The following is a 23819-nucleotide window of genomic DNA, read 5'->3' as shown; positions in this document are numbered from 1 at the left end:
AGCTACAAAGTGTCTGCCGGTTATCGCTTCAATCGGCCGGGGCGCGGCCAGGCTCCGCCAGCGTTTTCAGGGACAGCAGCCAGGCCAGCACCAGGCCGGCGAGGGCCCCTAATAGGATGCGTTGAAAGCTGATGTCCCAGTCGATAAGAAAGCCCAGCAACGCCGGCGCAATACCGGTGGCGAAGACCATGCAGGCGCTGAGGGTGGAACGCACCCGTCCCAGGTTTTCACCGCCCCAGAGGCTGACCAGCAGGCTATTGACCACCGGTTCCTGCATGCCCATGGTCAGGCCGCCACCGATCAGCAGCAGCCAGATGCCGATATCACCGCCGACCAGCAGGGCGAGCATCAGCGCCAGCGCAAAGGGCAGGATAAATAGCCGGGCGATACGCTGCGGGCCTATCTGATCCCCCCAGCGTCCTGCCAGCAGTGCCCCTGGCAGTCGTGCTGCGCCCATGGCCGTGAGTGCCAGGGCGTAGGTGGTGAGGGAGGCGCCGAAGTCGGCGGTCATCTGGGCCTGGTAGATGAAAATGCCGGTCATGGTGATGGGCAGCGTCATCAGCAGGGGCAGCAGACGCCAGAAACGCCGCTCGCGCAGGGGCCTGGGTCCGTTGCCACGCTGGCCGCGATCAGGCCGGGCTGCCGGGGCACTGGGCCAGGGCAGCAGTGTCATCAGGCTCAGCCAGGCCAGCAGCAGCACGCCGATAAAACTCCACCAGAGCGCCTGCCAGCCAAGTACCAGCAGTACCAGCGCGACCAGAGGGGGCAGCAGCATTTCCCCCATGGGCACGCCCAGGCTCACCAGCCCCAGGGCTCTGCCGCGGGCGACGGTGAACTCGCGCCCGGCCAGGGTATTTCCCAGGTGCGTAAAAAGCCCCTGGCCACAGAGGCGCACCAGCCCAAGACCCAGCACCGCCGGCAGGAACCAGGGCGACAGTGTCAGCAGCAAGATGCCGCCGGTCATGCCGGCCAGTACCATCAGGGCAAAGCGCCTGGGGGGAATCCAGTCCAGCGTCGGGCCTATATTGAGCACCAGAAAGCCGGCACAGAGGGTAACAGCCGCATAGGCGCTGCCAAATTCGCCGGCGCTCAGGCCGAGCTTATCAGCCAGCGGTGCCTGAAACAGACCGATAAAAAAGCTTTGTCCCAGGTTGCCGGAGAACACGGCGAGCAGGGCTATGCCCAGCAGTCCCTTTTGATGTTGCAGCAGATATCCGTATCCCGGCGTACTCATGCAGGTTCCCTGTGAAAGCTGGACATAATTAGTGTGGTAAATTGGGCGCCCGGCCTGTTGTGGTGCTGGTCTTTGATGCCGGGGCGGGTACTATTCTATGCCAAGGTTCAGTCGCCGGTGAATGCTTAACTGCGTCCGTCGTCTCAGGCACCTATCTGCACCTGGGTGAACCGCACCTTTTCAGTCGCTTGCATCCGGAAGCAGGAGTTACCACATGGAAACCACGGCGATGCTGATTGCCTTCCCCATCCTGGCCTTTATCGCGGCCTGGGCCCTTGCCCACTGGCGGGCGCAGCGCCAACACCAGCAGTTGCATACCGATCTGGAGATGACCCGCGCCGAGCTTGCCCGTGTCCAGGCGACGCAAAGCGAACAGCAGACTACGCTGGCGGCGCTGACCCAGGCCAAGGCGGCGCGGGACATGGACGCTGTGAGGCTGGAGTCGGAGCGCGACAGTGCTCTGAAACAGATGGAGGCACAGTCACGGATCAGCGCTGAGCAAAAAGCGGAGATCGGCCAGCTGCGCCAGTCCGAGCACCAGGCGCGGGAGGCACTCAAGGGCGCCCAGATCCAGGTGCAGGAAAAACAGCAGGCGCAGGATAACTACCAGCGCTGGTGGGAGGAGGCCAAGGCGGAGCTCAAAGCGCTGGAGACCCGCTATGGTCAGCTGTCCAATCAGCACAGCGAGCTTAAAACCTCGCTGGATGAAAAGCAGCGGAATTTCGCCGAGCAGCTCAAGCTGCTGCAGGACAGCCGTGAATCCCTGAAGAAAGAGTTCGAACATCTGGCCAGCGAGATCCTGGAGCGCAAGGGCAAGGCCTTCAAGGAGCTGAACCAGGAAAGCATCAGCAATCTGCTGAATCCGCTGCATACTGAGATGAAGGGCTTCAAGGCCAAGGTAGAGGATATCCATGCCCGGGATGCGGAGCAGCGCGTGCAGTTGCGCACCGAGTTGCAGAATATGCAAAAGCTCAATCGGGAGATCACCGACCAGGCCGACAAGCTGACCACGGCGCTGCGCGGGCAGAAGAAAGTCCAGGGCAACTGGGGTGAGCTGATGCTGGAGAACGTGCTGGACAACTCCGGCCTGCGCCTTGGCATCGATTACAGACGCGAGGTCAGCTTCAATACCGAGGAAGGCCGGCAGCGCCCCGATGCCATCGTGTATCTGCCCCAGAAAAAGCATCTGATTATCGATGCCAAAACATCGCTGCTGGCCTACACCGAGTATGTCAATGCCGACACTGATCTGGTGCGCAGCCAGGCGATTGCCGCCCATGCCCAGGCCGTGGGCGATCGCATCTCCGAGCTGGCCGACCGGGACTATTTCAAGCTGCCGGGGCTGAATTCACCGGAAGTGGTGGTCATGTTTATCCCCATCGAGTCCGCCTATGTCGAGGCGCTGAAATACGACGATACCCTGTTCCAGCGCGCTATCGAGCGCAACGTGCTGGTGGCCACCCCGACCACCTTGCTCACCAGTCTGAATATAGTACGCCAGCTGTGGCGCTTTGAAGACCAGAACAAGCACACCGCGGAGCTGGCGAGCCGGGCGGAAAAATTCTACAGCAAGCTCAATGGTTTTCTGACCAGCATGCAGGGGGTCGGCAGTCAGCTCGACCGTGCCCGGGCCAGCTATGACAAGGCCTTCGGCCAGCTCTATAGTGGCAAGGCCAACCTGATCAAGCAGGCGTCCGAGTTCAAGGATCTGGGAGTGTCGGTACAGAAAGAGCTGCCGGCCGAGCTGGTAGAGCGGGCCAGCCTGGAACTGGGTGAAGACTTGCGTGAGGAGCAGCAGGGCGCGCAGGTGCTGGAATAGATAGCGGTCATAGGCGTTGATACAGCTATCGTATCGACGCGCCCGGCCTGTTTGTGGATGTCATAAGGGCCCTGTTTTCATTCCGATGGCCAGGTTTACTCAAAGGAGCCTATTTCATCGGCGCTGAGATAACGCCATTGTCCCACGGCAACATCCAGGCTTATCTGGCCGATTCTTTCACGGTGTAGTGACAGCACGCGATTGCCCACTGCGGCAAACATGCGCTTTACCTGGTGAAATCTGCCCTCGGTGATGGTCAGGAGGACTTCCCTGGGGCTGATCACCTCCAGCGATGCCGGCAACGTCAGCTGCGTTTCGCCCTGCAGCTGAATGCCCTGTTTGAATCTCAGGGCAACATCCTCTGCGATGGGGTAGGTCAGGCCGACACGGTAAACCTTTTCACAACGTCTGGTGGGTCTGATGATATCGAAGGACCAGCGGCCGTCATCGGTGACCAGCACCAGCCCCGTTGTATCGGCATCCAGGCGCCCGGCCACATGCAGCTCCGAGGGGTTCTCAACGTCTATATGGTTGAATACTGAGGGATAGACTTCATCCACATTAGAGCAGATGGTAGCTGCGGGCTTGTGAAGCAGAATGTAGCGAAAATCCCGTGCCTTCAGCATCAGCCCATTGAGTCTGACACTGTTGTTTTCATGCACCTGAGTCGCGGCGTCCAGAATAACGCTGCCATTAACGCTCAGCTCGCCAGCATTGATGGCTCGGGTGGCCTCATTTCTGGTCAAGGCGGTACTTTTACAGACAAATTTATCCAGGCGCATGGTGAACAGCATTACAGGGTGCAAGGGCGGAGGCCCATTATCCCTGGCTAACGGCGGGAAACAAGAGCTCGCAATATCAAACTGACGTTGATCCGTTGGTGGGAAGTTCTTTTTTGCACTGGAGGTTTGCGCCCGGGGCTAAAGGAGCGCCTGCTAGCCCCATCGGGGTGCATCGATTCGCCGCAGTCGGGCTGGCGCAGGCTAACTGGATATTGCAGGTCAGGCTTGAGGCGCTACTCAGGCGGGTACTTTTCGAGCCACTGGTGGCATTGCAGGCCCCGGTGGCCTGCGTTTTGCTGCCTTTTTCAGGTGATGGAGAGGCTCTGGCGAGTCTGGCTATGGCCGTCATAATAGTGGCGCCATAGATGATTGATAATCAAATCTCAACGCACCGAGTCTGTTTGGGTACAATGTGCGCCCTCGGTGCCCGGGATTTGAACATTAACAGGAGTTTGGAATGAATTTTAATCTGACAATGATGCCGACGACTCTGGATGCGGGGCACCTTGGCCTTGCGGTGCTGGCATTGATATTACTGCTTCTGTGGCTGGCCAAGGGCACCGGCGGCGCTACGGACTCCCGCACCGAGCAGGCTGCTGCACCTGCGGTAGCACCCAAGGCCGAAAGCGCACCCAGGTCTGAGCCCCAGGCGCAGACCAAACCCGTGGCCCAGGCTGCGGTACAGCTGAAGCAAATTACCCCGGATACGGCGCTGCAGCTGTTGTCGCTGTTGCAGCAGGAAGCGCGCTTTGTGGATTTTGTGCGTGAAGATCTCGGCAGCTTCTCCGATGCCGATATTGGCGCCGCCGCCCGCGTGGTGCATGAGGGCAGCCAGAAAGCGCTGAACAGCTACTTTACGCTGGAGCCGGTGCGCACCGAGGACGAAGAGACCCGCGTTACCCTGGCCGAAGGTTTTAACGCCCAGGAAGTGCGCCTGACAGGCAATGTAGTGGGCACGGCGCCCTTTACCGGCACCCTGGTGCACCGTGGCTGGAAAGTGACCGAGGTTAAACTGCCCAAGTTGGCATCGGGCCACGATACCCGCGTTATTGCCCCGGCAGAGGTTGAACTATGACCACTGAACATAATTCAGGCGCCAGCCGCTATGCCGTAGGCATCGACCTTGGCACTACCCACTGCGTGCTGTCCTATGCCGACCTGCAGTCCGATGCCGCCCAGCCAGACGATGCGCCGCGCATCGAAGTCATGCCCATTCCGCAGCTCACGGCCCCCGGCACCATAGACGAGAAATGGCAGTTGCCATCCTTTCTGTATCAGGCCCACGAGTCCGAGCTGTCGGTGGACGAAATTCGCCTGCCCTGGGCCCAGGCGCCGGTGATCGTGGGTACCCTGGCGCGCGAGCTGGGCAGCAAGACCCCGATCCGGCTGGTCGCCAGCGCCAAGAGCTGGCTGTGCCACGGCGATGTCGACCGTCACTCCGCCTTTCTGCCGCTGAACAGCCCGCAGGAGGTGCCCCGGGTATCGCCGCTGGATGCCACCGGCCTCTACCTTGAACACCTGCGCGAGGCCTGGGATTACTGGTATCCCGATACGCCGCTGAGCGAACAGGATGTCACCCTTACGGTACCGGCGTCCTTCGATCCAGCCGCACGGGAGTTGACCGCCAAGGCCGCCAGCAAGGTCGGCTTCAAGCATCTGACCCTGCTCGAGGAGCCCCAGGCGGCGGTGTACAGCTGGATTGAAGCCAGCAACGGCAGCTGGCGTGACCAGGTGGGCGTGGGCGATATCATTCTGGTGGTGGATATAGGCGGCGGTACCTCCGACTTTTCCCTGGTGGCCGTTACCGAAGACGACGGCAACCTGGTGCTGAACCGGGTGGCGGTGGGGGATCATATACTGCTTGGCGGTGACAACATGGATCTGGCATTGGCCTATCGCCTCAAGGCGAAGCTGGCCGAGCAGGGTACCCAGCTGCAGCCCTGGCAGGTGTTGGGTATTACCCAGGGTTGCCGCGATGCCAAGGAAGCGCTGCTGGCCGACCCCGAGCTTGCCTCGGTTGCCATCTCGGTGCCGAGCCGTGGCTCCAAATTGCTCGGTGGCACCCTGCGTACCGAACTGACCCAGGAGGAGGTACAGCAGACCCTGGTGGACGGATTTTTCCCCCGGGTGTCCATCGCCGAACACCCGGCACAGCAGACCCGCAGTGCCCTCACCCGCATGGGCCTGCCCTATGCGCAGGACGCCGGCATCTCGCGCCATCTGGCGGCTTTCCTGAGTCGTCAGCACGCGGCGGCCAATGAGCTGTTTGAGGCGGTAGACACGCCTGAGCAGGGCGACGACTTTATCCGCCCCACCCGTGTGCTGTTCAACGGCGGTGTGCTCAAGGCGCCGCTGCTGGCCGATCGCATGATGGGCATTATCAACAGCTGGCTGAATGACGCCGGTGCGCCCGAGGCGACGCTGTTGCCAGGCCTGGATCTGGATCTGGCGGTGGCCCGCGGTTCGGCCTATTACGGTGCGGTACGCCGCGGCCAGGGCGTACGTATTCGTGGCGGTATCGCCAGCGCCTTCTACGTGGGTATCGAGAGCTCGATGCCGGCCATTCCGGGTATGGAGGCGCCGTTGCAGGCGCTCTGCGTGGCACCCTTTGGCATGGAAGAGGGTACTGAAGTGACTGTGCCCGGGCTGGAGTTTGGTCTGGTCGTCGGAGCGCCGGTGCGCTTCCGCTTCTTCGGTTCCACCACAAGGCGTGACGACGCAGCCGGCATGCTGCTGGAGTACTGGGAGCCGCAGGAGCTTGAAGAGCTGCCGGAGGTGCAGGCGGAACTGCCGGTGGAAGGGCGCACGCCCGGTGAGGTGGTCGCGGTAACAGTGGCCTCAAGGGTCACGGAACTTGGCACCCTGCGCCTGGAGGCCATTGCGCTTGAAGGCGGCCAGCGCTGGCAGGTCGAGCTGGATGTAAGGGAAGGGTAAGAACACGGATGCAGTCTCCTCGCTTTATCGTAGGCATTGACCTTGGCACCACCCATACGGCGGTGGCATTTGCGGATATCAGCCAGGGCGCCGCCGCAGCGCGCCCGACGATCTTCGAGATCGAACAGCTGGTGGCGCCCGGTGAAGTGGCGAAAAAGCCGCTGCTGCCGTCGTTTCGTTACCACCCCACCGAGGGCGAGCTGGTAGCCGAAGACCTGCTGCTGCCCTGGCCCAAACCGGCACTGCCGGGTGAGCTGGATCAGCTGGTGGTGGGGGAGTGGGCGCGGGAGCTGGGTTCAAGGGTGGAAGGCCGCTTGGTCAGCAGTGCCAAGAGCTGGCTGTCCCATACCCAGGTCGATCAGAGTGCAGCCATTCTGCCCTGGGCGGCGGCCGAGGGCGTGGCCCGGGTTTCTCCGGTACTGGCCAGTGCCAGTTATCTGAGCCATGTACGTCAGGCCTGGAACCACGAGTATCCGGCCGATCGGCTGGAAAGTCAGGAGGTTGTTATCACGGTGCCGGCGTCCTTCGATGAAGGGGCGCGGGCGCTTACGGTCGAGGCCGCGGCCCTGGCGGGCCTGCCTGATGTATTACTGGTGGAGGAGCCCCAGGCGGCCTGTTACGACTGGCACGCGCAGAACCAGCAGCAGGCGGTGGCGCTGCTGGAAAAGGTGCGCCTGCTGCTGGTGTGTGATGTCGGCGGCGGCACCACGGACCTGAGCCTGATCAAGGTAGCGGTAAAAGAGGGTGCCCTGACGCTGAACCGGGTCGGGGTGGGGGATCACCTGATGCTCGGCGGCGACAATATCGACCTGGCGCTGGCCCATACGGCGGAGCAGCGCATTACCCGTGGCGGCAAGAAGCTGCGCGCCGCCAGCCTGTCGCAGCTGATCCAGCAGACCCGCAAGGCCAAGGAACGCCTGCTGCAGGAAAATGCCCCCGACAGCGCCGCCGTGACGGTACTGGGTGCCGGCGCCTCTTTGATTGGCGGTGCCAAAAGCTGCGAACTGAGCCGCGACGAAGTGCGCGCCATTGCGCTTGACGGCTTCTTTCCCGTCGAAGAGTTCAGTGCCCGGCCGCAGCAGCGGCGTAACGCCGTGGTGGAGTTTGGTCTGCCCTATGCGGCGGATGCAGCCATCAGCAAGCATATCGCCGAGTTCCTGGGACGCCACGGCTCGGCCTGTCGCGATGCCCTGGGGCTGAGTGATACGAACGCAGCGGCGGTGCCCGATGCCGTGCTGTTTAATGGTGGGGTTTTTAACAGCGGGGCCATCAGCAGGCGGTTGCTCGAAACGCTGAATCTGTGGCGCGGGGAGGCGGTGCAGCAGCTGCATAACACGCAGCCGGATCTGGCGGTGGCCTGTGGTGCCGTGGCCTATGGCCTGGCGCGGCGCGGCGCTCAGTTGCGCATCGGTGGCGGCTCGGCGCGGAGCTATTTTCTGCGCCTCGACGATGCCCAAAAGGGCGCTGACAAGGCTCATCAGGGCGTCTGTCTGCTGCCAAGGGGCACCGAAGAAGGGCAGGAAATCGTGCTCAGCGAGCGTCGCTTTGCGCTGCGTCTCGGTCAGCCGGTGCGCTTTCATCTGCTCTCATCCAGCGCCGATACGGCATTCAAGGCGGGAGATCTGAGTGGTCTTGCGGATGCTAGCTTTGTTGAGTTGCCGCCGCTGATGGCCGCACTTGAACACGACAGGGCGGCGGGCGCTAAGATGGCCGACGAGGTCGAGGTCGAACTGGTGACGCGCCTTACCGAGGTTGGCACCCTGAAGATAGAGTGCGTCGCCCTGGCCGACAGTCGCCAGCGCTGGAATGTCGAATTCCAGGTCCGGCGCGACCTTGCTCGCCAGCGTGCCGGCAACACCGCATTGGCCGAGCTGCCGGCGGGCTTTGAGGCGGCAAAGACGCTGATCGACGGCGTATTCGGCCAGAGCAACAAGCAGTTCGACCCCAAGGCGGTCAAAACCCTGCGCAACGATCTGGACAGGCTGCTCGGCAAGCGAGACAGCTGGAGCACGCCGCTGCTGCGCGCTCTGTTTGACTGCGTGCTTGAGGGCCAGGCGAAGCGCCGCCGCTCCGAAGCCCACGAGCGCGTCTGGTTTAATCTGGCCGGATACGGGCTGCGCCCGGGGTTCGGCTATCCGCTGGACGACTGGCGCATCCAGCAGGTCTGGCAGCTGTATGACCAGGGTCTGCAGTTCGACAAGGGCAACCCGGCCTGGAGCAACTGGTGGGTGTTCTGGCGCCGCGCCGCCGGTGGCCTGGATCAGCAGCAGCAACAGCAGCTGTTCGATGAGCTGGCCCGCTTTCTTGATCCTGCCGTGCTGCGCAATCGCAAGTTGCTGGCCGAGCTGCAGACCCGCGCCTACGACGACATGGTGCAGCTGGTGGCTGGTCTTGAGCGCCTGCCGGTGGACACCAAAATTCAGGTCGGCAACTGGCTGCTCAAGCGGCTGGAGAAAAAAGGCGAGCCGGCTACCAGCTGGTGGGCGCTGGGTCGCATCGGTGCCCGGGTGCTGTTCCATCGCAGCGCCCATAACGTTATCCCGCCGGAGCTAGCGACAACCTGGCTGCAGCGCCTTTTGAAAGAGGACTGGAAGAAAAACCAGCAGGTTGCCTTTGCCGCCGTGATGCTGGCGCGCATGAGCGGTGATCGCAGCCGCGACCTGGAGCCGGAAGAGCGGAAAAGGGTGATCGCAAAACTGCAGGAGGCCAGGGCCCCCGCGCTCTGGATCGAACTGGTGGCCGAGGCCCGAGAACTGAATGATGCGGAAAATCAGCTCATTTTTGGTGAAAAACTGCCATCGGGGTTGAAGCTGATCGACTGATCGGTAGCGGCGGAGATAGGCGGGATGCGCAGAAAACCGGGAGGCCTTGGCCTCCCGGTTTTTTTCGTGCCGCCTTGAGATGCGGCGTTGCTGAATCGACGCGTTAGCGACGCAGTTTGTTACCCTGGTATTCCAGTGTCTCGGCCGCCTTCTCGGCCTTGTCGGAGCCCTTGTCGGTGCCTTTGACCGCTGAAGTGGTCATCGCGAAGGTCAGGATCGCGTGGGCTGCGGCATCGGACATCTCATCCAGTGCTTCGAAGCTGAAATTGTCCTCTGTGTCGCACGCCAGGTGGTAGCAGGGATCGTATGCCACTCCGGCTGTACCGCCGTAAATGGCCGCTTCGTCGTCGCTTTTTATGCCCTCGGCGCCGGTGAAAAGTCCACCGGCCGGTATGCCCACGCCAATGAAGGGGCCGTAGTCCGAGCGACCATCAAAGGCGGTGGGATCACTGGCAAGATCCTGCCCGGTGAAGTAGTCCAGGAAGACCTGCTCGATATTGCCCGAACCGTTCGGGCCCGCGGCTCCGGTGGCGTCGCCATCGCCATCGTAGACGAAACGCACGAAATTGGGCGAAGCAATCATGTCGAAGTTGAGGTTCAGCGCAATGTTCTTGATCTCGCGCGGTGTCAGTTGGTCGACGTAATACTGGGAGCCCAGCAGTCCGGCCTCTTCAGCGCCCCACCAGGCGAAACGCACTTTGTTGCGCGGTTCTGTGCCGAGCGCGGCCATTTGCAGGGCGATCTCAAGAATGCCCGCCGAACCGCTGCCATTATCCTGAATGCCGGGGCCTTCGGAAACCGAATCCAGGTGGGCGCCGACGACCACCACACGATCGTTCCGCCCGCTCTGGGTTTCTGCGATAACATTTTTAGTGGTGCGCACTTCCGAAACAGCGTCGACGATCAGCCTCGCTTGTGCGCCACCGACTGCAAGATCTTCACCCACGGCGTAAGCGGCGCCCACGACCGGAATGTTGACCGATGGCTCCGACAGGGTGCCCAAGATGGCGTCGGTGCGCCCTGGCTGGCCTTCGTTGAAAATCACGACGCCGGAGGCACCGGCGGCCTCTGCATTCTGTGCCTTCAGCAGGAAGGTGCAACTGCCGCGCTGGATAAGGGCGATGTTACCGGGTGTGAAACCGGCGAAATCCGCCGCCTCGCAACCGCTGGTGGAACTGCTGGCCGCGTCCGGGGGCAGTATCAGATCGACGCTCTGGACCGGCGCGGCAACGTCGCCGCTGCCTGAATACGACATGGTGTAAAACCCATCGGCGGCTTCGTAGGGGTAAATCCTGGGATCAGGAGCGATCTGCTCCAGTTGCGCAGGTGAATTCTCCATAAAGTATGGAAAATCAAAGGACTGTATCTCTGCCACGTAGCCGGCGGCTTCCAGCATGCTCGCGACGTACTCAACCGACTGTTCGTAGCCCGGGGTCGATGCCGCGCGCGTGCCGCCATTGGCGTTGGCGATATCCTGCAATGCTTGTAGATGGGTCTGGATGCCGTCTAGGGTAACGGCCTCGCGCAGGGCTCTAGTGTCGATCGGCACGGCGGCCCACCCTGTATGGCTCGCGGCGATTGCCGCCGCGATGAGCGTATACTTTATTGTTTTCATTGCGTACTCCTCTGCGGATGTTCCACCGAAGACGGCGCATCGAGCACTTCAGTGAGCTTCAAGCTTAAACAGGTGCAGCAGACGGGACCGCCGAGTATCGAACATTCGCTTGATACGTTTAGCTGCCTGGCGGTCATGAAAGCGTAGAGTAAATTCGTGCTGGCGCCAGTTGCAAAAGAGGGTGCTGCAGGTTAATTCGGTTGTTTGTGTTTTATCTACAACCTGATGCGTTGAGGCTCGGACAGAGCCTCAGCGCCGCTGCTGGCTTTAAACTGATCGATTTCTCATTCCATCCCGTTAATCAGCCCTGCCTGCATTGTCGGACTCAACTGCGAACCCGATTTGCCAAGGCCAAGTACTGATCCTGCTTATTAATGTTCGCTTTCGGTACTGAGTGAGCTGGCGGATGGCTTTGCTGATTATGGAGGTGCCGGGCTAACGCGCGGCAGATGAGCAGCTTCGGGCGGCGATTGCACTGGGAAACAAAAGGGGGTTGAAATTATTGGCTATCTGGATGGCAATAAAGCTTTATTCGCTTACGCTTGTAAAATGGTTTTCATACTAGACTAAACCAACCGGTACGCATATTATTGCGTTTTTAACGATTTTGATTCTATCTTGGCAAGGAGCTAGACCTTCATGCATTTCAAACGCACCTTGATCGCCGGCGCTGTACTGGCGGCCACATCCCTGAGTCTGCAGGCGAATGCCGCCGGTTCCGGCCTGTACGAAGATGACAGCCTTACAGCCAGTTTCCGTACCTTCTACTTCAACCGCGACAAGGATTCCGGCAACGCCGATTCCGAAGCCCTGGCCCAGGCGCTGCGACTGGACTACCAGTCTGGCTATTTCAGCGACCTGATCGGTTATGATGTTTCCCTGTTCAGCGTCGCCAAACTGGCGGGCGATCGGGGCGAAGGCGGTACCGGTTTGCTGCAGACCGAAGGTGATGGTTCCCAGGGTGGTTATACCAAATTTGGCCAGGCGCTGGTCAAGCTGAAGCTGGGTGAAAATGCGGAACTGCGCGCCGGACGCATGGTGCTGGATACGCCGCTGTTCAACGACTCTGATTCCCGCGCTACCCCCAGCGCTACCCAGGCAATCATGGCGAGCGGCAACTTCAGCGGCATCGATCTGTACGGCATCTGGTCCGACAAGGGTACGTCCAAGACCGAAGATGATTTTGAGTCCTATACCGATAACGCCGGCAACGATTATGAAGTTGCGGTGATCGGTGGTGGCTACAGCTTCGACAACGGTCTGGCGGTACAGCTGGCCTATGGCGAAGCGGACAACGTGCTGCAGCAGACCTACGTCAACGCCAGCTACCCGGTGCAGCTGTCCGGCGGTGCCGAGCTGTTGCTGGACCTGCATCACTATCACGGTGAAGCTGATGGCGCCGGCGCGCTGGATTCCGTAGGTTCGGATTACGAAAGTGATCTGACCAACCTGGCGGCCCAGCTGAAGATTGACAATGCCAAATTCACCCTGTCCTGGCAGAACGTCGATGGCGACGAATATGAAGAGTCCTGGGATGGATTCAGCCACGACGACAACGGTCTGAGCACTTGGAACTCGGTTCAGCGTCTGGATTTCGACCGCGCCAACGAGCAGTCCTGGCAGGCACGTGTGGACTACGATTTCGCCGCAGTACCGGGCCTGTCTTTCATGACCCGCTACACCCGCGGCACCGATATCCGTCGCAGCGATGCCACCGAAGGCAAGGAATGGGAGCGTGATCTGGAGCTGAAGTATAGCTTCCAGAGCGTTGAAGGGCTGTCGCTGCGCCTGCGCAATGCCAGCGTTCGTTCCAGCGAAACCTATAACTCGGACGAAAACCGTCTGATCCTGAACTACACCATCGCCGTGCTTTAACCGCATGACGCTCGTCTAGAGCAGCAACTTCAGGCCTGTGACGCTATTTCCCCGGCGCACAGGCCTTCTTCGTTTCTGGCTTACTGCTTTCTTCTTGCTCTTTTCTTGATGTGCCTCCACAAAAGTGGACACGCAGTTAGATGGCCTGCTTGAATGCCGCAGGTTTACCCTGTTTTCCGGAATTCGCAGGCATATCCTCGAAATTCGCAGGCTCATTGCCCGGAATTCGCAGGCTCATCAGGCCACAACGGCAACGCGTAGGTTGGTAATGAGCGTAGCGAATTCCGACATCCGCAGCGAAGCTGTGGAGCCTTGCCGCTTGCCTCTTTATGCACAGATCATTTGCACCGGCGCCCGTGATGGGTGCAAGCTGCAGGCTGACTGTTACACGCAAGGAGCTGTTGCATGCCTGAGCTAATCCCTGGCGAATATGATGTCGTTTTAAATGGCACCCGCATTCACTACAGCGTGCGGGGCCGCGGGCCTGCACTGATTGCCCATTCCGGTGGCCCTGGCTGGGATGCGCGTTCCTGGGGTGATATGGCCGGGATCGAGGCTTTCGCGAGCGTTATTGTTATGCACCCGCGGGGTTCCGGCCTGTCGGCAGCGCCGGCCAATGGCACTTACGGGCTGGCGGATTATGCCGCCGATCTGGATGCACTGCGTTGCCACCTGGAGCTGGAAAAGCCCGCCATCCTGGGCTGGTCCCACGGTGGCATGGTGGCCCTGGAGTATGCCCGCCGCACCCCCGACGGGCCTGGCAAACTCATTCTGTACAGCACCAGCGCCTGTTTTGGTAACAGCCTGACGGATCCGCAGCAGATGCTCAGCGCGCTTATGGCACACCAGAGCCAGCCCTGGTTTGCGGATTCAATGGCGGCACTGAAGGACTGGTGGTCGGGGCGCTGCACGACCGATGAGGAGGCCAGCAAGCTGTGGTCGCGGATGGTGAAATTCCAATTTCGCGCCTTTGATGGCAGGGCCGAGCGGTATCTGCAGCGCACCGCACAGCTACCCCTGCACATTGCGCCGCTGCTGACCTTTATGGGCAGCGAGGCTGCCAGCATGGACCTGAGGCCGGCGCTGAAAAAACTGCAAATTCCAGCGTTGGTGATTGCCGGGCGCCACGATTGCATGACGCCACTGGCGATGTCAGAAGAGATTGCCCGGGAGATCCCCAACGCCCAACTGGAAGTGTTTGAAAATTCCGGGCACTTTGCCCATGTAGAAGAGCCGGAGCGGTTTTGTGAGGTGCTGCGGCGGTTTCTGGAGTGATACGGCGGTTTGCCGCTGAGCTGTAGCTGTGGTTGATCTTAACCAAGTCAAAGCGGTGCCGGTACCGGCGCTCTATTTCCAGCCCATGGACCAGTGGCTTTCGTCCTGCAGATTCTGCCAGGGCAGGCGCTGATTGCGCCTGGACAGCACCGCTTGAAGCTCGACTTCCAGCACTGTGCCCTCGTCATCCCGATACAGCTCGGTTACCAGGAAGTGCTTCTCGCGATTTTCCGGCCGGGTTGCGGTCCATTTGGACAGCTGCAGTTTTTGCGGATTGATGCGGTTCATTGATTATCTCCAGCGGGTACTCACCCGTGTTTGAATGATTCTGGACAAACAGGTGCTGTGCGGCAATCTGGCCAGGTCCCCTGGCCGATAATGGCAACAGAGGCGCTCATGGGTGTTTCTCTGGGGCGGGTTAGGGGGTTCTAAACTGGGTATACGAAGAAAACGCGAATCTGGTCTGATTTGCAGCCGTATTCGTATGTGCCGGTGGACAAGGATTTACGGGCCTCAGTGGTGGAGGCGTTCAGGTGGTGATGCTGTGCGGTTATACTGGCGCAGTTTTGTGAACCGGGCCTTTGGCGCCCGGGGACATTGTAATTTTCGTGGCAACCGGCATTACTCCGGGGTGGCACAAAAACAGGATATGACATGAAGGATCAGGCGTTACTGTTGGTTAACCTGGGCTCGCCGGCCTCGACCGAGGTGGCGGATGTGCGCCGCTACCTGAATCAGTTCCTGATGGACCCCTATGTGATCGATCTGCCCTGGCCGGTGCGTCGGCTGCTGGTGTCGCTGATTCTGATTCGCCGGCCCAAGGATTCCGCCCACGCCTACGCCTCCATCTGGTGGGAGCAGGGCTCGCCACTGGTGGTGCTGAGCCAGCGGCTGCAGCGGGCCATGGAAAACAGCTGGCGGCACGGCCCGGTGGAGCTGGCTATGCGCTATGGCGAGCCGTCGATCGAAACCCAGCTGTGCAAACTCGCCGACCAGGGGATTACCCGAGTGACGCTGGCGCCGCTCTATCCGCAGTTCGCCGACAGCACCGTGACCACGGTGATAGAGGAAGCCAGGCGGGTACTGCGCGAGCGCAAGCTGACGCTGGAGTTGTCGGTGCTGCAGCCTTTTTATGATCAGCCGGAGTATTTGGATGCTCTGGTGGCGAGCGCCAAGCCGCACCTGGCGCAGGACTACGATCACCTGCTGCTGAGCTTCCATGGTCTGCCGGAGCGGCACCTGAAAAAGCTCGATGTGACCGGCAGTCATTGCTGCGGCGCCGCCGATTGCTGTGCCACTGCGCCCGCCCAGGTGCTGCAGCACTGTTACCGTGCCCAGTGTATGCACAGTGCCGAGGCGTTCGCCGCCCAGCTGGGCTTGCCCGCCGACAGATGGTCGGTGTCCTTTCAGTCCCGCCTTGGGCGCGCCAAATGGATCGAGCCCTACACCGAGCAGCGTCTTGAAGAACTGGCCCGCCAGGGCGTAAAAAAGGTACTGGTCATGTGCCCGGCCTTTGTCGCGGACTGTATCGAGACGCTGGAGGAGATCGGTGATCGGGGCAGCGAACAGTTCCGCGCTGCCGGTGGCGAAAAGCTGGTGCTGGTACCCTGCCTGAATGATCATCCTGACTGGGTGGCCGCGCTCAACAGCCTGTGCGAGCGGGCTCCGCGGCTGGAATAAACCGCAGGGCCCTGGCTCTGTCTGGGCTATCGCTGGCGCACAAACGGCTCTGCTTTTGCGGGGCCGTTTTGCCATGGGGCTGTTCCCGTGGGAGCTTGTCCTCTGAGAGCCTGGGCAACCCGCTGCCCGATCACAGGCCTGCCAGGCGCTCGATAACAAGAACCTGACGTTGATGACCAGGCCCAAAAGCATGGGAGCTACCCTGTGTCGCGCGCATCTAGCTTAATGACGAAGCGATTGAAACTAGGCCCGACAACAATGGCGCGCTGCGGGTAGCCAACCCGAAACAACGGCAGAGAATGCGCAGCAAGCTGGCGATGGTATTCCAGCATTTCAACCTCTGGTCGCATATGACGGTGCTCCAAAACGTCATGGAGGCGCCGATGCAGGTCCTGGGCCTGGAGGCTGCCGGGTTTAACACTGATCTACTCGGCTCGGGCATCCTGCTTCGCCCTACCTCCTGCATCCACTGGCGCATCCGTCAGCCCCGGCTCCGGGGCGGCGATCACTTGTGGGTGCGTTCTTTTATCTCCGCAATACTCTTGCAATCCACGCACAGATTCGCCGTCGGCCGCGCCTCCAGGCGGCGAATGCCAATCTCGATGCCGCAGGTGTCGCAGTAGCCGTAATCGTCTTCACGGATCCGCCCGAGTGTCTGGTCGATCTTGCGAATCAACTTGCTTTCACGGTCTCGGGTTCGCAGTTCGAGGGTCATTTCTTCCTGCTGGGTGGCCTTGTCCAGGGGGTCGGCATGGTTCGAGGCAGCCTGTTGCAGGTGTCCCACGGTGTTGGTGATATCCTGCAACAGGGTCTGGCGCCATTTCAGCAGTATTTGCCTGAAATGGGCTAGCTGCGCATCGTTCATGTAGTTTTCGTTCTCGCCAATGCTATAGGGAACGAGGCTGATATCGCTGATCTGGTGTGCGTTCTGAAGCATGTTAAGCCATTGTTATTCTGGTTGATAAAAGCGGCCCGCGAAGCTAACAGAATTTTGTTACGGTTGCCAGAAGTAGCCCGTCTTCTGCAATTATCAGCATCTTGCGGTGGGCGATCGGCTGATATTGCCCTATCAAAATAACGAGCCTTGGGTAGCAGATTGAGCCTGTAACATTGACCAGGCTCAAGCCGGAACCGGCCCATTCCAGTACACTGATAAGTAAGGACGGGGAATGTTGAGTGCAGGATGCTTTTTGATGCAAATGAAAGAGGATCTACATCATGCTTACCTATCAGGAATGCCTCGACATGTGTGGTCTGTCCGACGATGAGATCAATGCCATCGCCGAACATGAGCATATGGAGCCGATCATTGCGGCGGCGTTTGGACAGTACCTTGTCACACACAAGGATGAACGCCGGATTCAAGGAATTATCCTGGATGACATCAAGCGGGCGGAAAACGCGGGTAATCAGCAGCATGCCGAAGCCTTGCGCAAGGTGCTGAAACATTTCCTGGCGACGCATCCGGAACATCGCGAGGGGGCGGGGGGCTGAGTCTGGCAATCTTTACGCCTTGGGCATGAGGACCCGCGATATCCAGGCCCATTTCCAGGATGCTTACGGTGTCGAGGACTCACCGACATTTATCTCCCAGGTCATCAGCGCTGTTATGGACGAAGTGAGCGCCTGGCCAAACCGGCCGCTGGATGCGGTCTTCGGCCTGTGACCTTCAGCGTCATCAATGACACATCCATGCGGCAATCGGCGTCGATACAGCCCCTGTTTCAATCTATGCGCCCAACTCGCAGAATGCCCCCGGTGCTTCCCTCCTGCGGGACCACCGCAAGGAGTTCAGTGTTGCTCCAGTCGGGGCTCGATGCTTGCCTGGCGTCGGCGCACGTGGCTTGCCAGCAGCACGCCAAGGGTAATGGTCAGCACGCCGACCAGCGCACTGGCCGACAGCCGCTCATCCAGCAGCAAGGTCGCGGCAAGCGCAGCCAGCGCCGGCGTAAAGGAGCCCAGTGCGGCGGTCTTTTCGGCACCCAGTTCACGAATGGCGACACCATAGGTGAAGCCGCCGATGATGCCGGCACCCAGCCCCTGCGTCAGCAGATAGGGCCAGAGGCCGGACCAGGCAATGGCCGTCAGGTTGGAGTCGACCCAGCCGCCGGTCAGCAGCACCATTAGCCCCAGCAGCGATCCCGCACTGAGCAGGGCGGTCGCCTCCAGGGCACCGATACCAATCACGCGCAGCCCCAGGGTATAAAAGGCCCACAGCAGGCTGGCGCCAAGAAAGGCCAGGTGGCCGCGCCAGTAGCCGTTGGCCAGATAGAGCAGACTGCCGCCCAGCAGCACCGCGATGCCGGCGACGATAACGCCAAGCCCCAGCAGCCGCTGGCGGGGCAGAGGTTCTCGGAACAGCAGTACCGCCAGTGCGGTGACGAACAGCGGCGCCGTACCGGGCACCAGAGCGCCGGCATGGGCCGCCGGGGCATAACTGCAGCCCAGCGCAATCAGGTAGAAGAACGGCAGGCCGCCGAGTATCAGCATCAGGGCGTAGTGCGGGCGGATAGGTCGAATCTGCGGCCAGCGCCGGATTAACAGTGGCGCAAACAGCAGGGCCGGCAAGCCGAAGCGCATCAGCGCAAGGTCGGTTGGCGTCAGCGCCGACTGGCTGCCTGTGCGCAGCGACAGCAGAAAGCCGGTCCAGATCAGCAGTGTTACCGCGATGGCCACCAGACCGCAGGCGGTGACCGCCGGTTCGCCACGATATTGATCCACAGTTGCACACCTCGTTCGTCCTGTCTGTGGCGACATTATCCGACAGGGCGGTAAACCGATTCGTGCTATAAGGCTTGCTGTATTGGCTATTTGGGGTTAATGATTGCTCAAATGGTGGAAAATTTGGCAGGAAGTATCGGAATGGCGACCAGCAATCATATCGACACCACCGACCTCAAAATTCTGCGGGCACTGCAGCGGGACGGGCGCCTCAGCAACGCCGATATTGCCGACACGGTTGCACTGTCGCCCTCGCCCTGTCTGCGCCGGCTGCGGCGGCTGGAAGAGGACGGCGTCATCACCGGCTACCGGCCCCAGCTCGACCGGCGCGCCATTGGTCTTGGCATGACAGTGTTCGTGCAGGTCAAGCTGCAGGACCACGGCGCCGCCTCGGTCGAGGGCTTCGAACAGGCGCTGATGGAGATGCCGGCGGTCATCAATGCCAGCACCGTTTCGGGCTCGGCGGACTATCTGCTGGAAGTGGTGGTTGCAGACCTGGCGGACTACGACGTCTGGGTCCGCGTCATGCAGGCGCTGGCCATGGTGCGTGAGATCGAGAGCAATTTCGCGCTGCGCGCAGTCAAGTCCGAAGCGCCGCTGCCGCTGCCGCGCCTGCTGCGCTGACGGTTATTGCGATTCGATGTGAAGCAGGCCCGAACGGCCTGTCGTGACGGCGGCGTTTTCTTAAGGGCGCGGATCGGGTCGGGCGTCCTCCGCCTTGTAGTGATAGGCATAGTACACCACCGGGATCACCAGCAGCGTGAGCAGTGTCGATACCAGGATACCGAAAATCAGCGAAACGGACAGACCGCTGAAAATGGGGTCGTCCAGAATAAAGAAGGCGCCCAGCATGGCGGCCACCGCCGTCAGCAGGATGGGGCGCGCCCGGATGAGGGTGGCATCCACTACCGCCTGCTCCAGCGGCTTGCCGTCACGCACCTGTTGCTGGATAAAGTCCACCAGCAGGATGGAGTTGCGCACGATAATGCCGGCCAGGGCGATCATGCCGATCATGGAGGTGGCGGTGAACTGCTTGTCCAGCAATGCGTGGCCGGGCAGGATGCCAATCAGTGTCAGCGGGATCGGCGCCATGATGATCAGCGGCAGACTGTAGGAGCGGAACTGGGCCACCACCAGCAGGTAGATCAGGATCAGCCCCACCGAGTAGGCCAGGCCCATGTCGCGAAAGGTCTCGAAGGTGATCTGCCATTCGCCGTCCCATTTCAGGCTCCAGGCGTAGGGATTGTCGGGTTGCCCGGTGAAAAACTGTTGCAGCGGCGCGGCGCCCAGGATCGGCAGTTCGGCCAGTTTTGATGAAACCTCGGCCATGCCGTAGAGCGGGCTGTCCAGAGGTCCGGCCATATCGCCGGTGACAAACATCACCGGCAGCAGATCCTTGTGATAGAGCGTCTGCTCGCGGTTGCTCCAGCGAAAGTCGGTGACTTCGCCAACGGGCACCAGGGCTCCGCTGGCGCTGCGCACCCGCAGTGCGCCCAGCGCATCGATGTCGGCCTTGTTGCCCTCGCTGAATTCCAGCCGTATCGGTATGGGATATTTGCTGTTTTCGCTGTGCACGTAGGAGGCGTCTTCGCCGTGCAGGGCGGCGCTGAGCGCATCGACCACGCTGCGCTGGCTGACCCCCAGGTGCGAGGCGCGCTGACGGTCGACGGCGACAATGAGTTTGGCTTGTGGCGCCTCGATGAAGTCGTCGACATCGACGATATCGGTGGTGGCTTCCATGACCTGGCGCACGGCCAGGGCGGCGTCGATCTGGCCGCGATAGTCCAGCCCGTAGATCTCGGCCACCAGCGGCGCCAGCACCGGTGGCCCCGGCGGCACTTCCACGATCTTGACGTTGGCGCCCAGTGCGCGGCCGATCTCCTGCAGCGGTGCACGCAGGGCACGGGCGATGTCGTGACTCTGGCGCTGGCGCAGATGCTTGTCGACCAGGTTGACCTGAATATCACCCTGATAAGGTGCGCTGCGCAGGTAATACTGGCGCACCAGGCCGTTGAAATTGATCGGCGATGCGGTGCCGGCGTAGGTCTGGTAGTCGGTCACTTCGGGTACGGTGGCCACGCGATCCGCCAGGGCATTGAGCACCCGGTTGGTGTCCTCCAGTGGCGTACCCTCGGGCATTTCGACCAGCACCTGAAACTCGGACTTGTTGTCAAATGGCAGCATTTTCATGACCACCCACTGCATCCCCGCCATACCGAAGGAGCCTGCGATCAGCAGCAGCAGTGTCAGCAGCAGCAGTATCCGGGCGGCGCGGCCGCGCCTTGCCCGCAGGAATGGCTGGATCAGGCGTGCGAACAGTACCTGCAGTTTGCCGCGGGGCTTTTGCGCGTCATTGTGCTCATGGGTGGTGGCGACCTGCCGAAACACGCGCCGGTACAGCCAGGGCGTAAAGACAAAGGCAACCGCCAGCGAAATCAGCATGCCCATGCTGGCGTTGATCGGAATCGGTGCCATGTAGGGGCCCATCAGGCCCGATACGAAGGCCATAGGCAGCAGCGCCGCAATCACCGTGAAGGTGGCAAGAATGGTCGGGCCGCCGACCTCGTCGACGGCGCCGGGGATTGCCTCGGTCAGGCTCTTGCCGCCCAGTTGCATGTGGCGGTGGATATTCTCGACCACCACTATGGCATCGTCCACCAGGATGCCGATGGAAAAGATCAGTGCAAACAGCGAGACCCGGTTCAGGGTGAACCCCCAGGCCCAGGAGGCAAACAGCGTGATCGCCAGCGTAACGACGACGGCCGCACCGACCACCAGCGCCTCGCGCCGGCCCAGGGTGAGAAACACCAGCAGCACGACCGAGGCGGTGGCAAATGCCAGCTTCTTGATCAGGGTCTGGGCCTTGTCGTTGGCGGTTGCGCCATAATTGCGCGTTACCGTGGCCTGTACGCCCTGTGGCAGGAAGGTGCCGCGCAGCTGCTCGAAGCGTGCGATCAGCTTGTCGGCCACCTCGACTGCATTCTCGCCGGGCTTTTTGGCCACGGCGACGGTCACCGCCGGCTGGCGTGCCATGGCTGCCAGGCCCTTGTGGCTGGCGGCAGGACCGGTGCCAAACTGCACGTAGCGCGCGGGCGTATCGGCCCCATAGCGAATGTCGGCGACATCGCGCAGAAACACAGGGGCACCCTGGTTCAGACCGACGACCAGATCCGCCACCTCATCGGCATTGACCAGAAAAGTACCGGCCTGGATCTGGATTTCACGATTGTTGGCCAAGGCGCGCCCGGCATCGCTGGAGGCGTTGGCCGCCAGCAGCGCCTGGCGCAGATTGTCGATATCAATGCCGTGTCCGGCGAGGCGTTGCGGATCCAGCAGCACGTGCAGCACGCGGTCGGGGCTGCCGATGGTGTCGATGTCGCGGGTGCCGGGCACGCGCTGCAGTTCGGCCTCAATGGCGTGGGCAATGCGGGACAATTCATAGGCGCCGATGGCCGGGTCTTCACTCCACAGGGTACCGGCGACAATCGGCACATCGTCGATGCCCTTGGGCTTGATCAGCGGCTGGCCGATACCGATGTTGGGTGGCAGCCAGTCGCTATTGGAATAGAAGGCGTTATACAGGCGCAGGATGGTATCGCTGCGTTTTTCCCCCACCTCGAACTGCACCGTCAGTACCGCCATGCCCGGCTGCGAGGCCGAATAGATGTGATCGACACCGGTCAGTTGCGACAGTATCTGTTCGGCCGGCGTGCTTACCAGCTGCTCCACCTCCCTGGCGGAGGCGCCGGGAAACGCAATGAAGACATTGGCAAAGGTGACGTCGATCTGCGGTTCTTCCTCGCGCGGTGTGACCAGCACCGCAAACAGGCCCAGCATCAGACCGACCAGCGCCAGCAGTGGCGTTATTTCGGTGGTTAGAAAACGCCGGGCAACGGCGCCGGATATCCCCAGTCGTGTGGGTTCGCTCATGGGGTCACCGCGGCATCGCGGGCTGACTGCTGTTTCAGCGCGATGCCCGCGGCAATGGGGTCCAGCGCCACGCGCTCGCCGGCGATGAGTCCTGCCAGCACCGGTAGCTGACCGTCGGCGCGGGCTGTGCCGATGCGCAGCTGGCGAAACTCGATGCGGTTGTCGGGGCGCACCACATAGGAGGCGGTGACTTCACTGCGCTGTACCACCGCCGTGGGCGGCAGCAGCAGCATCTCTTCGCTGCCACGTTTGAAGGCAACCTTCACCAGGGTGCCGGGGAACAGGCCGTGGTCGCCCTCGGGCAGGGTCACCTTGACGGGGAAGCTGTGGGTCGCAGGATCCGCGGCCGGCGGAATGCGAACGTCGGTCGCCGCCAGCTGTCCGCCATCGGGCAGGATAACGCGGGCCTGTTGATGTTCGCGCAGCGGGCCTATCAGGCTTTGTGGCACCTCGACCAGCGCCCGCAAATGCTCCAGCGACAACCCGGTCATCAGTGGCGTGCCAAGCGTGGCCATTTCGCCGAGCTGGATATGCCGCTCTTCGACGATACCGCTGTAGGGCGCGCGCACAATCATGTGCTCCAGGCGCTCATTCGCCTGGTTGAGCGCCGCCTGGGCCGCGCTTGCCCGGGCCCGGGCCGATGCGTAGGTAGCGGTGGCGCCGTCCATCTGCGACTTGGCAATCAGCTTGCGGGCATAGATGTCGCTGATCCGCCCGTAATCCTGTCGGGCCTCGTTGAGGCGGGCCTGGGCTTCGCGCAGGTTTGCCTCGGCGCTGCGCACCTGTTCCTGCTGCTCGGTGTCACGAAAGCGGACGATGATTTCGCCCTTCTTCACATAGTCGTTCACATCAAAGGGCAGTTCGACGACCCGTGCATTGGTTTCGGCGGCCACGGTGGAGCGGCTGACGGCTTCAAGGCTGCCATCGAGCAGGGTTTCCCGATCGATGGTTTGCAATTGTGCGGTCAGGGTTGCCAGCGCAGGCGCGCCTGGCACCGGGTCGTCTGCACCCCAGGCCAGCACGGCCGTCGCGACCAGCACCCATCCGATAACCCGTCTCAAGTGATGCATAGATGTCCTCCGGTCACGCCAGCCTGGCGGGCTTTAGTGCAGCAGATCCGTATCCGATCCGA

General features: G+C 61.4%; 17 protein-coding genes and 1 pseudogene. 10 read left to right on the top strand and 8 right to left on the bottom strand.

Going from position 1 to position 23819, the window contains the following annotated elements; all coding sequences use genetic code 11:
- Window positions 1-28: 28 nt before the first annotated feature.
- On the bottom strand, window positions 29-1234 hold the full coding sequence (locus tag MRS74_RS07285) for an MFS transporter (RefSeq protein ID WP_254579611.1): 1206 nt from the start codon (window positions 1232-1234) through the stop codon (window positions 29-31).
- A 214-nt stretch (window positions 1235-1448) separates the two neighbouring features.
- On the opposite strand from MRS74_RS07285, the gene MRS74_RS07280 reads away from it, so the two are divergent.
- Window positions 1449-3053 (top strand): DNA recombination protein RmuC, encoded by a 1605-nt coding sequence (locus MRS74_RS07280; protein ID WP_254579610.1) that lies wholly within the window; start codon window positions 1449-1451, stop codon window positions 3051-3053.
- Window positions 3054-3148: 95 nt separating this feature from the next.
- Here the strand turns inward: MRS74_RS07280 and MRS74_RS07275 are convergent, their stop codons facing one another.
- Window positions 3149-3835, bottom strand: coding sequence for a pseudouridine synthase (locus MRS74_RS07275; protein ID WP_254579609.1), 687 nt, complete (start codon window positions 3833-3835; stop codon window positions 3149-3151).
- A 457-nt stretch (window positions 3836-4292) separates the two neighbouring features.
- On the opposite strand from MRS74_RS07275, the gene MRS74_RS07270 reads away from it, so the two are divergent.
- The 3 genes from MRS74_RS07270 to MRS74_RS07260 are packed head-to-tail and all read left to right on the top strand — an operon-like array spanning window position 4293 to window position 9591.
- Window positions 4293-4910 (top strand): DUF2760 domain-containing protein, encoded by a 618-nt coding sequence (locus MRS74_RS07270; RefSeq protein ID WP_254579608.1) that lies wholly within the window; start codon window positions 4293-4295, stop codon window positions 4908-4910.
- Window positions 4907-6769 (top strand): Hsp70 family protein, encoded by a 1863-nt coding sequence (locus MRS74_RS07265; RefSeq protein ID WP_254579607.1) that lies wholly within the window; start codon window positions 4907-4909, stop codon window positions 6767-6769. Before MRS74_RS07270 ends, MRS74_RS07265 begins: the two co-directional genes overlap by 4 nt.
- Window positions 6770-6777: 8 nt before the next feature.
- The gene (locus tag MRS74_RS07260; RefSeq protein ID WP_254579606.1) at window positions 6778-9591 is read left to right on the top strand and encodes an Hsp70 family protein; all 2814 of its coding nucleotides are present in this window, start codon (window positions 6778-6780) and stop codon (window positions 9589-9591) included.
- A gap of 103 nt (window positions 9592-9694) precedes the next feature.
- On the opposite strand, the gene MRS74_RS07255 is transcribed toward MRS74_RS07260, so the two are convergent.
- Entirely contained in the window at window positions 9695-11206 is a 1512-nt protein-coding gene (locus tag MRS74_RS07255; protein WP_254579605.1) for a M20/M25/M40 family metallo-hydrolase, read from the bottom strand.
- 639 nt (window positions 11207-11845) lie between these two features.
- On the opposite strand from MRS74_RS07255, the gene MRS74_RS07250 reads away from it, so the two are divergent.
- Complete coding sequence (locus MRS74_RS07250; RefSeq protein ID WP_254579604.1) at window positions 11846-13081, top strand: OprD family outer membrane porin; 1236 nt, start codon at window positions 11846-11848, stop codon at window positions 13079-13081.
- A 405-nt stretch (window positions 13082-13486) separates the two neighbouring features.
- Window positions 13487-14356: an alpha/beta fold hydrolase gene (locus MRS74_RS07245; protein WP_254579603.1), complete on the top strand. Its 870-nt coding sequence runs from the start codon at window positions 13487-13489 to the stop codon at window positions 14354-14356.
- 72 nt (window positions 14357-14428) lie between these two features.
- Here the strand turns inward: MRS74_RS07245 and MRS74_RS07240 are convergent, their stop codons facing one another.
- On the bottom strand, window positions 14429-14644 hold the full coding sequence (locus MRS74_RS07240; RefSeq protein ID WP_254579602.1) for a TIGR02450 family Trp-rich protein: 216 nt from the start codon (window positions 14642-14644) through the stop codon (window positions 14429-14431).
- Between the two features lie 366 nt (window positions 14645-15010).
- Between MRS74_RS07240 and hemH the strand changes: the two genes are divergently transcribed.
- Window positions 15011-16036: a ferrochelatase gene (hemH, locus tag MRS74_RS07235; protein WP_254579601.1), complete on the top strand. Its 1026-nt coding sequence runs from the start codon at window positions 15011-15013 to the stop codon at window positions 16034-16036.
- Between the two features lie 505 nt (window positions 16037-16541).
- On the opposite strand, the gene dksA is transcribed toward hemH, so the two are convergent.
- Window positions 16542-16901: an RNA polymerase-binding protein DksA gene (gene dksA, locus MRS74_RS07225; protein ID WP_254579623.1), complete on the bottom strand. Its 360-nt coding sequence runs from the start codon at window positions 16899-16901 to the stop codon at window positions 16542-16544.
- Window positions 16902-17254: 353 nt separating this feature from the next.
- Here dksA and MRS74_RS07220 point away from each other — a divergent pair, with 353 nt between their 5' ends.
- Together MRS74_RS07220 and MRS74_RS07215 are read left to right on the top strand one after the other, a co-directional pair.
- A complete protein-coding gene (locus tag MRS74_RS07220; RefSeq protein WP_254579600.1) occupies window positions 17255-17530 on the top strand; it encodes a hypothetical protein in 276 nt (91 codons plus the stop codon).
- A gap of 7 nt (window positions 17531-17537) precedes the next feature.
- Window positions 17538-17693 (top strand): annotated as a pseudogene (locus tag MRS74_RS07215) (transposase); the annotation flags it as partial.
- Window positions 17694-17827: 134 nt separating this feature from the next.
- Here the strand turns inward: MRS74_RS07215 and MRS74_RS07210 are convergent.
- The gene (locus MRS74_RS07210) at window positions 17828-18757 is read right to left on the bottom strand and encodes a DMT family transporter (RefSeq protein WP_254579599.1); all 930 of its coding nucleotides are present in this window, start codon (window positions 18755-18757) and stop codon (window positions 17828-17830) included.
- Between the two features lie 141 nt (window positions 18758-18898).
- On the opposite strand from MRS74_RS07210, the gene MRS74_RS07205 reads away from it, so the two are divergent.
- Window positions 18899-19381 (top strand): Lrp/AsnC family transcriptional regulator, encoded by a 483-nt coding sequence (locus tag MRS74_RS07205; RefSeq protein WP_254579598.1) that lies wholly within the window; start codon window positions 18899-18901, stop codon window positions 19379-19381.
- Between the two features lie 60 nt (window positions 19382-19441).
- Here MRS74_RS07205 and MRS74_RS07200 read toward each other — a convergent pair whose 3' ends face one another.
- Both MRS74_RS07200 and MRS74_RS07195 read right to left on the bottom strand, forming a co-directional pair.
- Complete coding sequence (locus MRS74_RS07200; protein WP_254579597.1) at window positions 19442-22687, bottom strand: efflux RND transporter permease subunit; 3246 nt, start codon at window positions 22685-22687, stop codon at window positions 19442-19444.
- Window positions 22684-23757, bottom strand: coding sequence for an efflux RND transporter periplasmic adaptor subunit (locus MRS74_RS07195; protein WP_254579596.1), 1074 nt, complete (start codon window positions 23755-23757; stop codon window positions 22684-22686). The genes MRS74_RS07200 and MRS74_RS07195 overlap by 4 nt, the downstream gene beginning before the upstream one ends.
- Window positions 23758-23819 lie beyond the last annotated feature (62 nt).

Source organism: Marinobacterium sedimentorum (genome assembly GCF_024267675.1).
GTDB lineage: Bacteria > Pseudomonadota > Gammaproteobacteria > Pseudomonadales > Balneatricaceae > Marinobacterium_A > Marinobacterium_A sedimentorum.
The sequence above is the reverse complement of the archived record's forward strand: the minus strand, read 5'-3'. Positions and strand labels throughout refer to the sequence as shown.

Bases quoted from the DNA above. Each gene is read 5' to 3' on its own strand.
- MRS74_RS07285 (WP_254579611.1), bottom strand. From the start codon at position 1,234: ATGAGTACGCCGGGATACGGATATCTGCTGCAACATCAAAAGGGACTG.
- MRS74_RS07280 (WP_254579610.1), top strand. From the start codon at position 1,449: ATGGAAACCACGGCGATGCTGATTGCCTTCCCCATCCTGGCCTTTATC.
- MRS74_RS07275 (WP_254579609.1), bottom strand. From the start codon at position 3,835: ATGCGCCTGGATAAATTTGTCTGTAAAAGTACCGCCTTGACCAGAAAT.
- MRS74_RS07270 (WP_254579608.1), top strand. From the start codon at position 4,293: ATGAATTTTAATCTGACAATGATGCCGACGACTCTGGATGCGGGGCAC.
- MRS74_RS07265 (WP_254579607.1), top strand. From the start codon at position 4,907: ATGACCACTGAACATAATTCAGGCGCCAGCCGCTATGCCGTAGGCATC.
- MRS74_RS07260 (WP_254579606.1), top strand. From the start codon at position 6,778: ATGCAGTCTCCTCGCTTTATCGTAGGCATTGACCTTGGCACCACCCAT.
- MRS74_RS07255 (WP_254579605.1), bottom strand. From the start codon at position 11,206: ATGAAAACAATAAAGTATACGCTCATCGCGGCGGCAATCGCCGCGAGC.
- MRS74_RS07250 (WP_254579604.1), top strand. From the start codon at position 11,846: ATGCATTTCAAACGCACCTTGATCGCCGGCGCTGTACTGGCGGCCACA.
- MRS74_RS07245 (WP_254579603.1), top strand. From the start codon at position 13,487: ATGCCTGAGCTAATCCCTGGCGAATATGATGTCGTTTTAAATGGCACC.
- MRS74_RS07240 (WP_254579602.1), bottom strand. From the start codon at position 14,644: ATGAACCGCATCAATCCGCAAAAACTGCAGCTGTCCAAATGGACCGCA.
- hemH (WP_254579601.1), top strand. From the start codon at position 15,011: ATGAAGGATCAGGCGTTACTGTTGGTTAACCTGGGCTCGCCGGCCTCG.
- dksA (WP_254579623.1), bottom strand. From the start codon at position 16,901: ATGAACGATGCGCAGCTAGCCCATTTCAGGCAAATACTGCTGAAATGG.
- MRS74_RS07220 (WP_254579600.1), top strand. From the start codon at position 17,255: ATGCTTACCTATCAGGAATGCCTCGACATGTGTGGTCTGTCCGACGAT.
- MRS74_RS07205 (WP_254579598.1), top strand. From the start codon at position 18,899: ATGGCGACCAGCAATCATATCGACACCACCGACCTCAAAATTCTGCGG.
- MRS74_RS07200 (WP_254579597.1), bottom strand. From the start codon at position 22,687: ATGAGCGAACCCACACGACTGGGGATATCCGGCGCCGTTGCCCGGCGT.
- MRS74_RS07195 (WP_254579596.1), bottom strand. From the start codon at position 23,757: ATGCATCACTTGAGACGGGTTATCGGATGGGTGCTGGTCGCGACGGCC.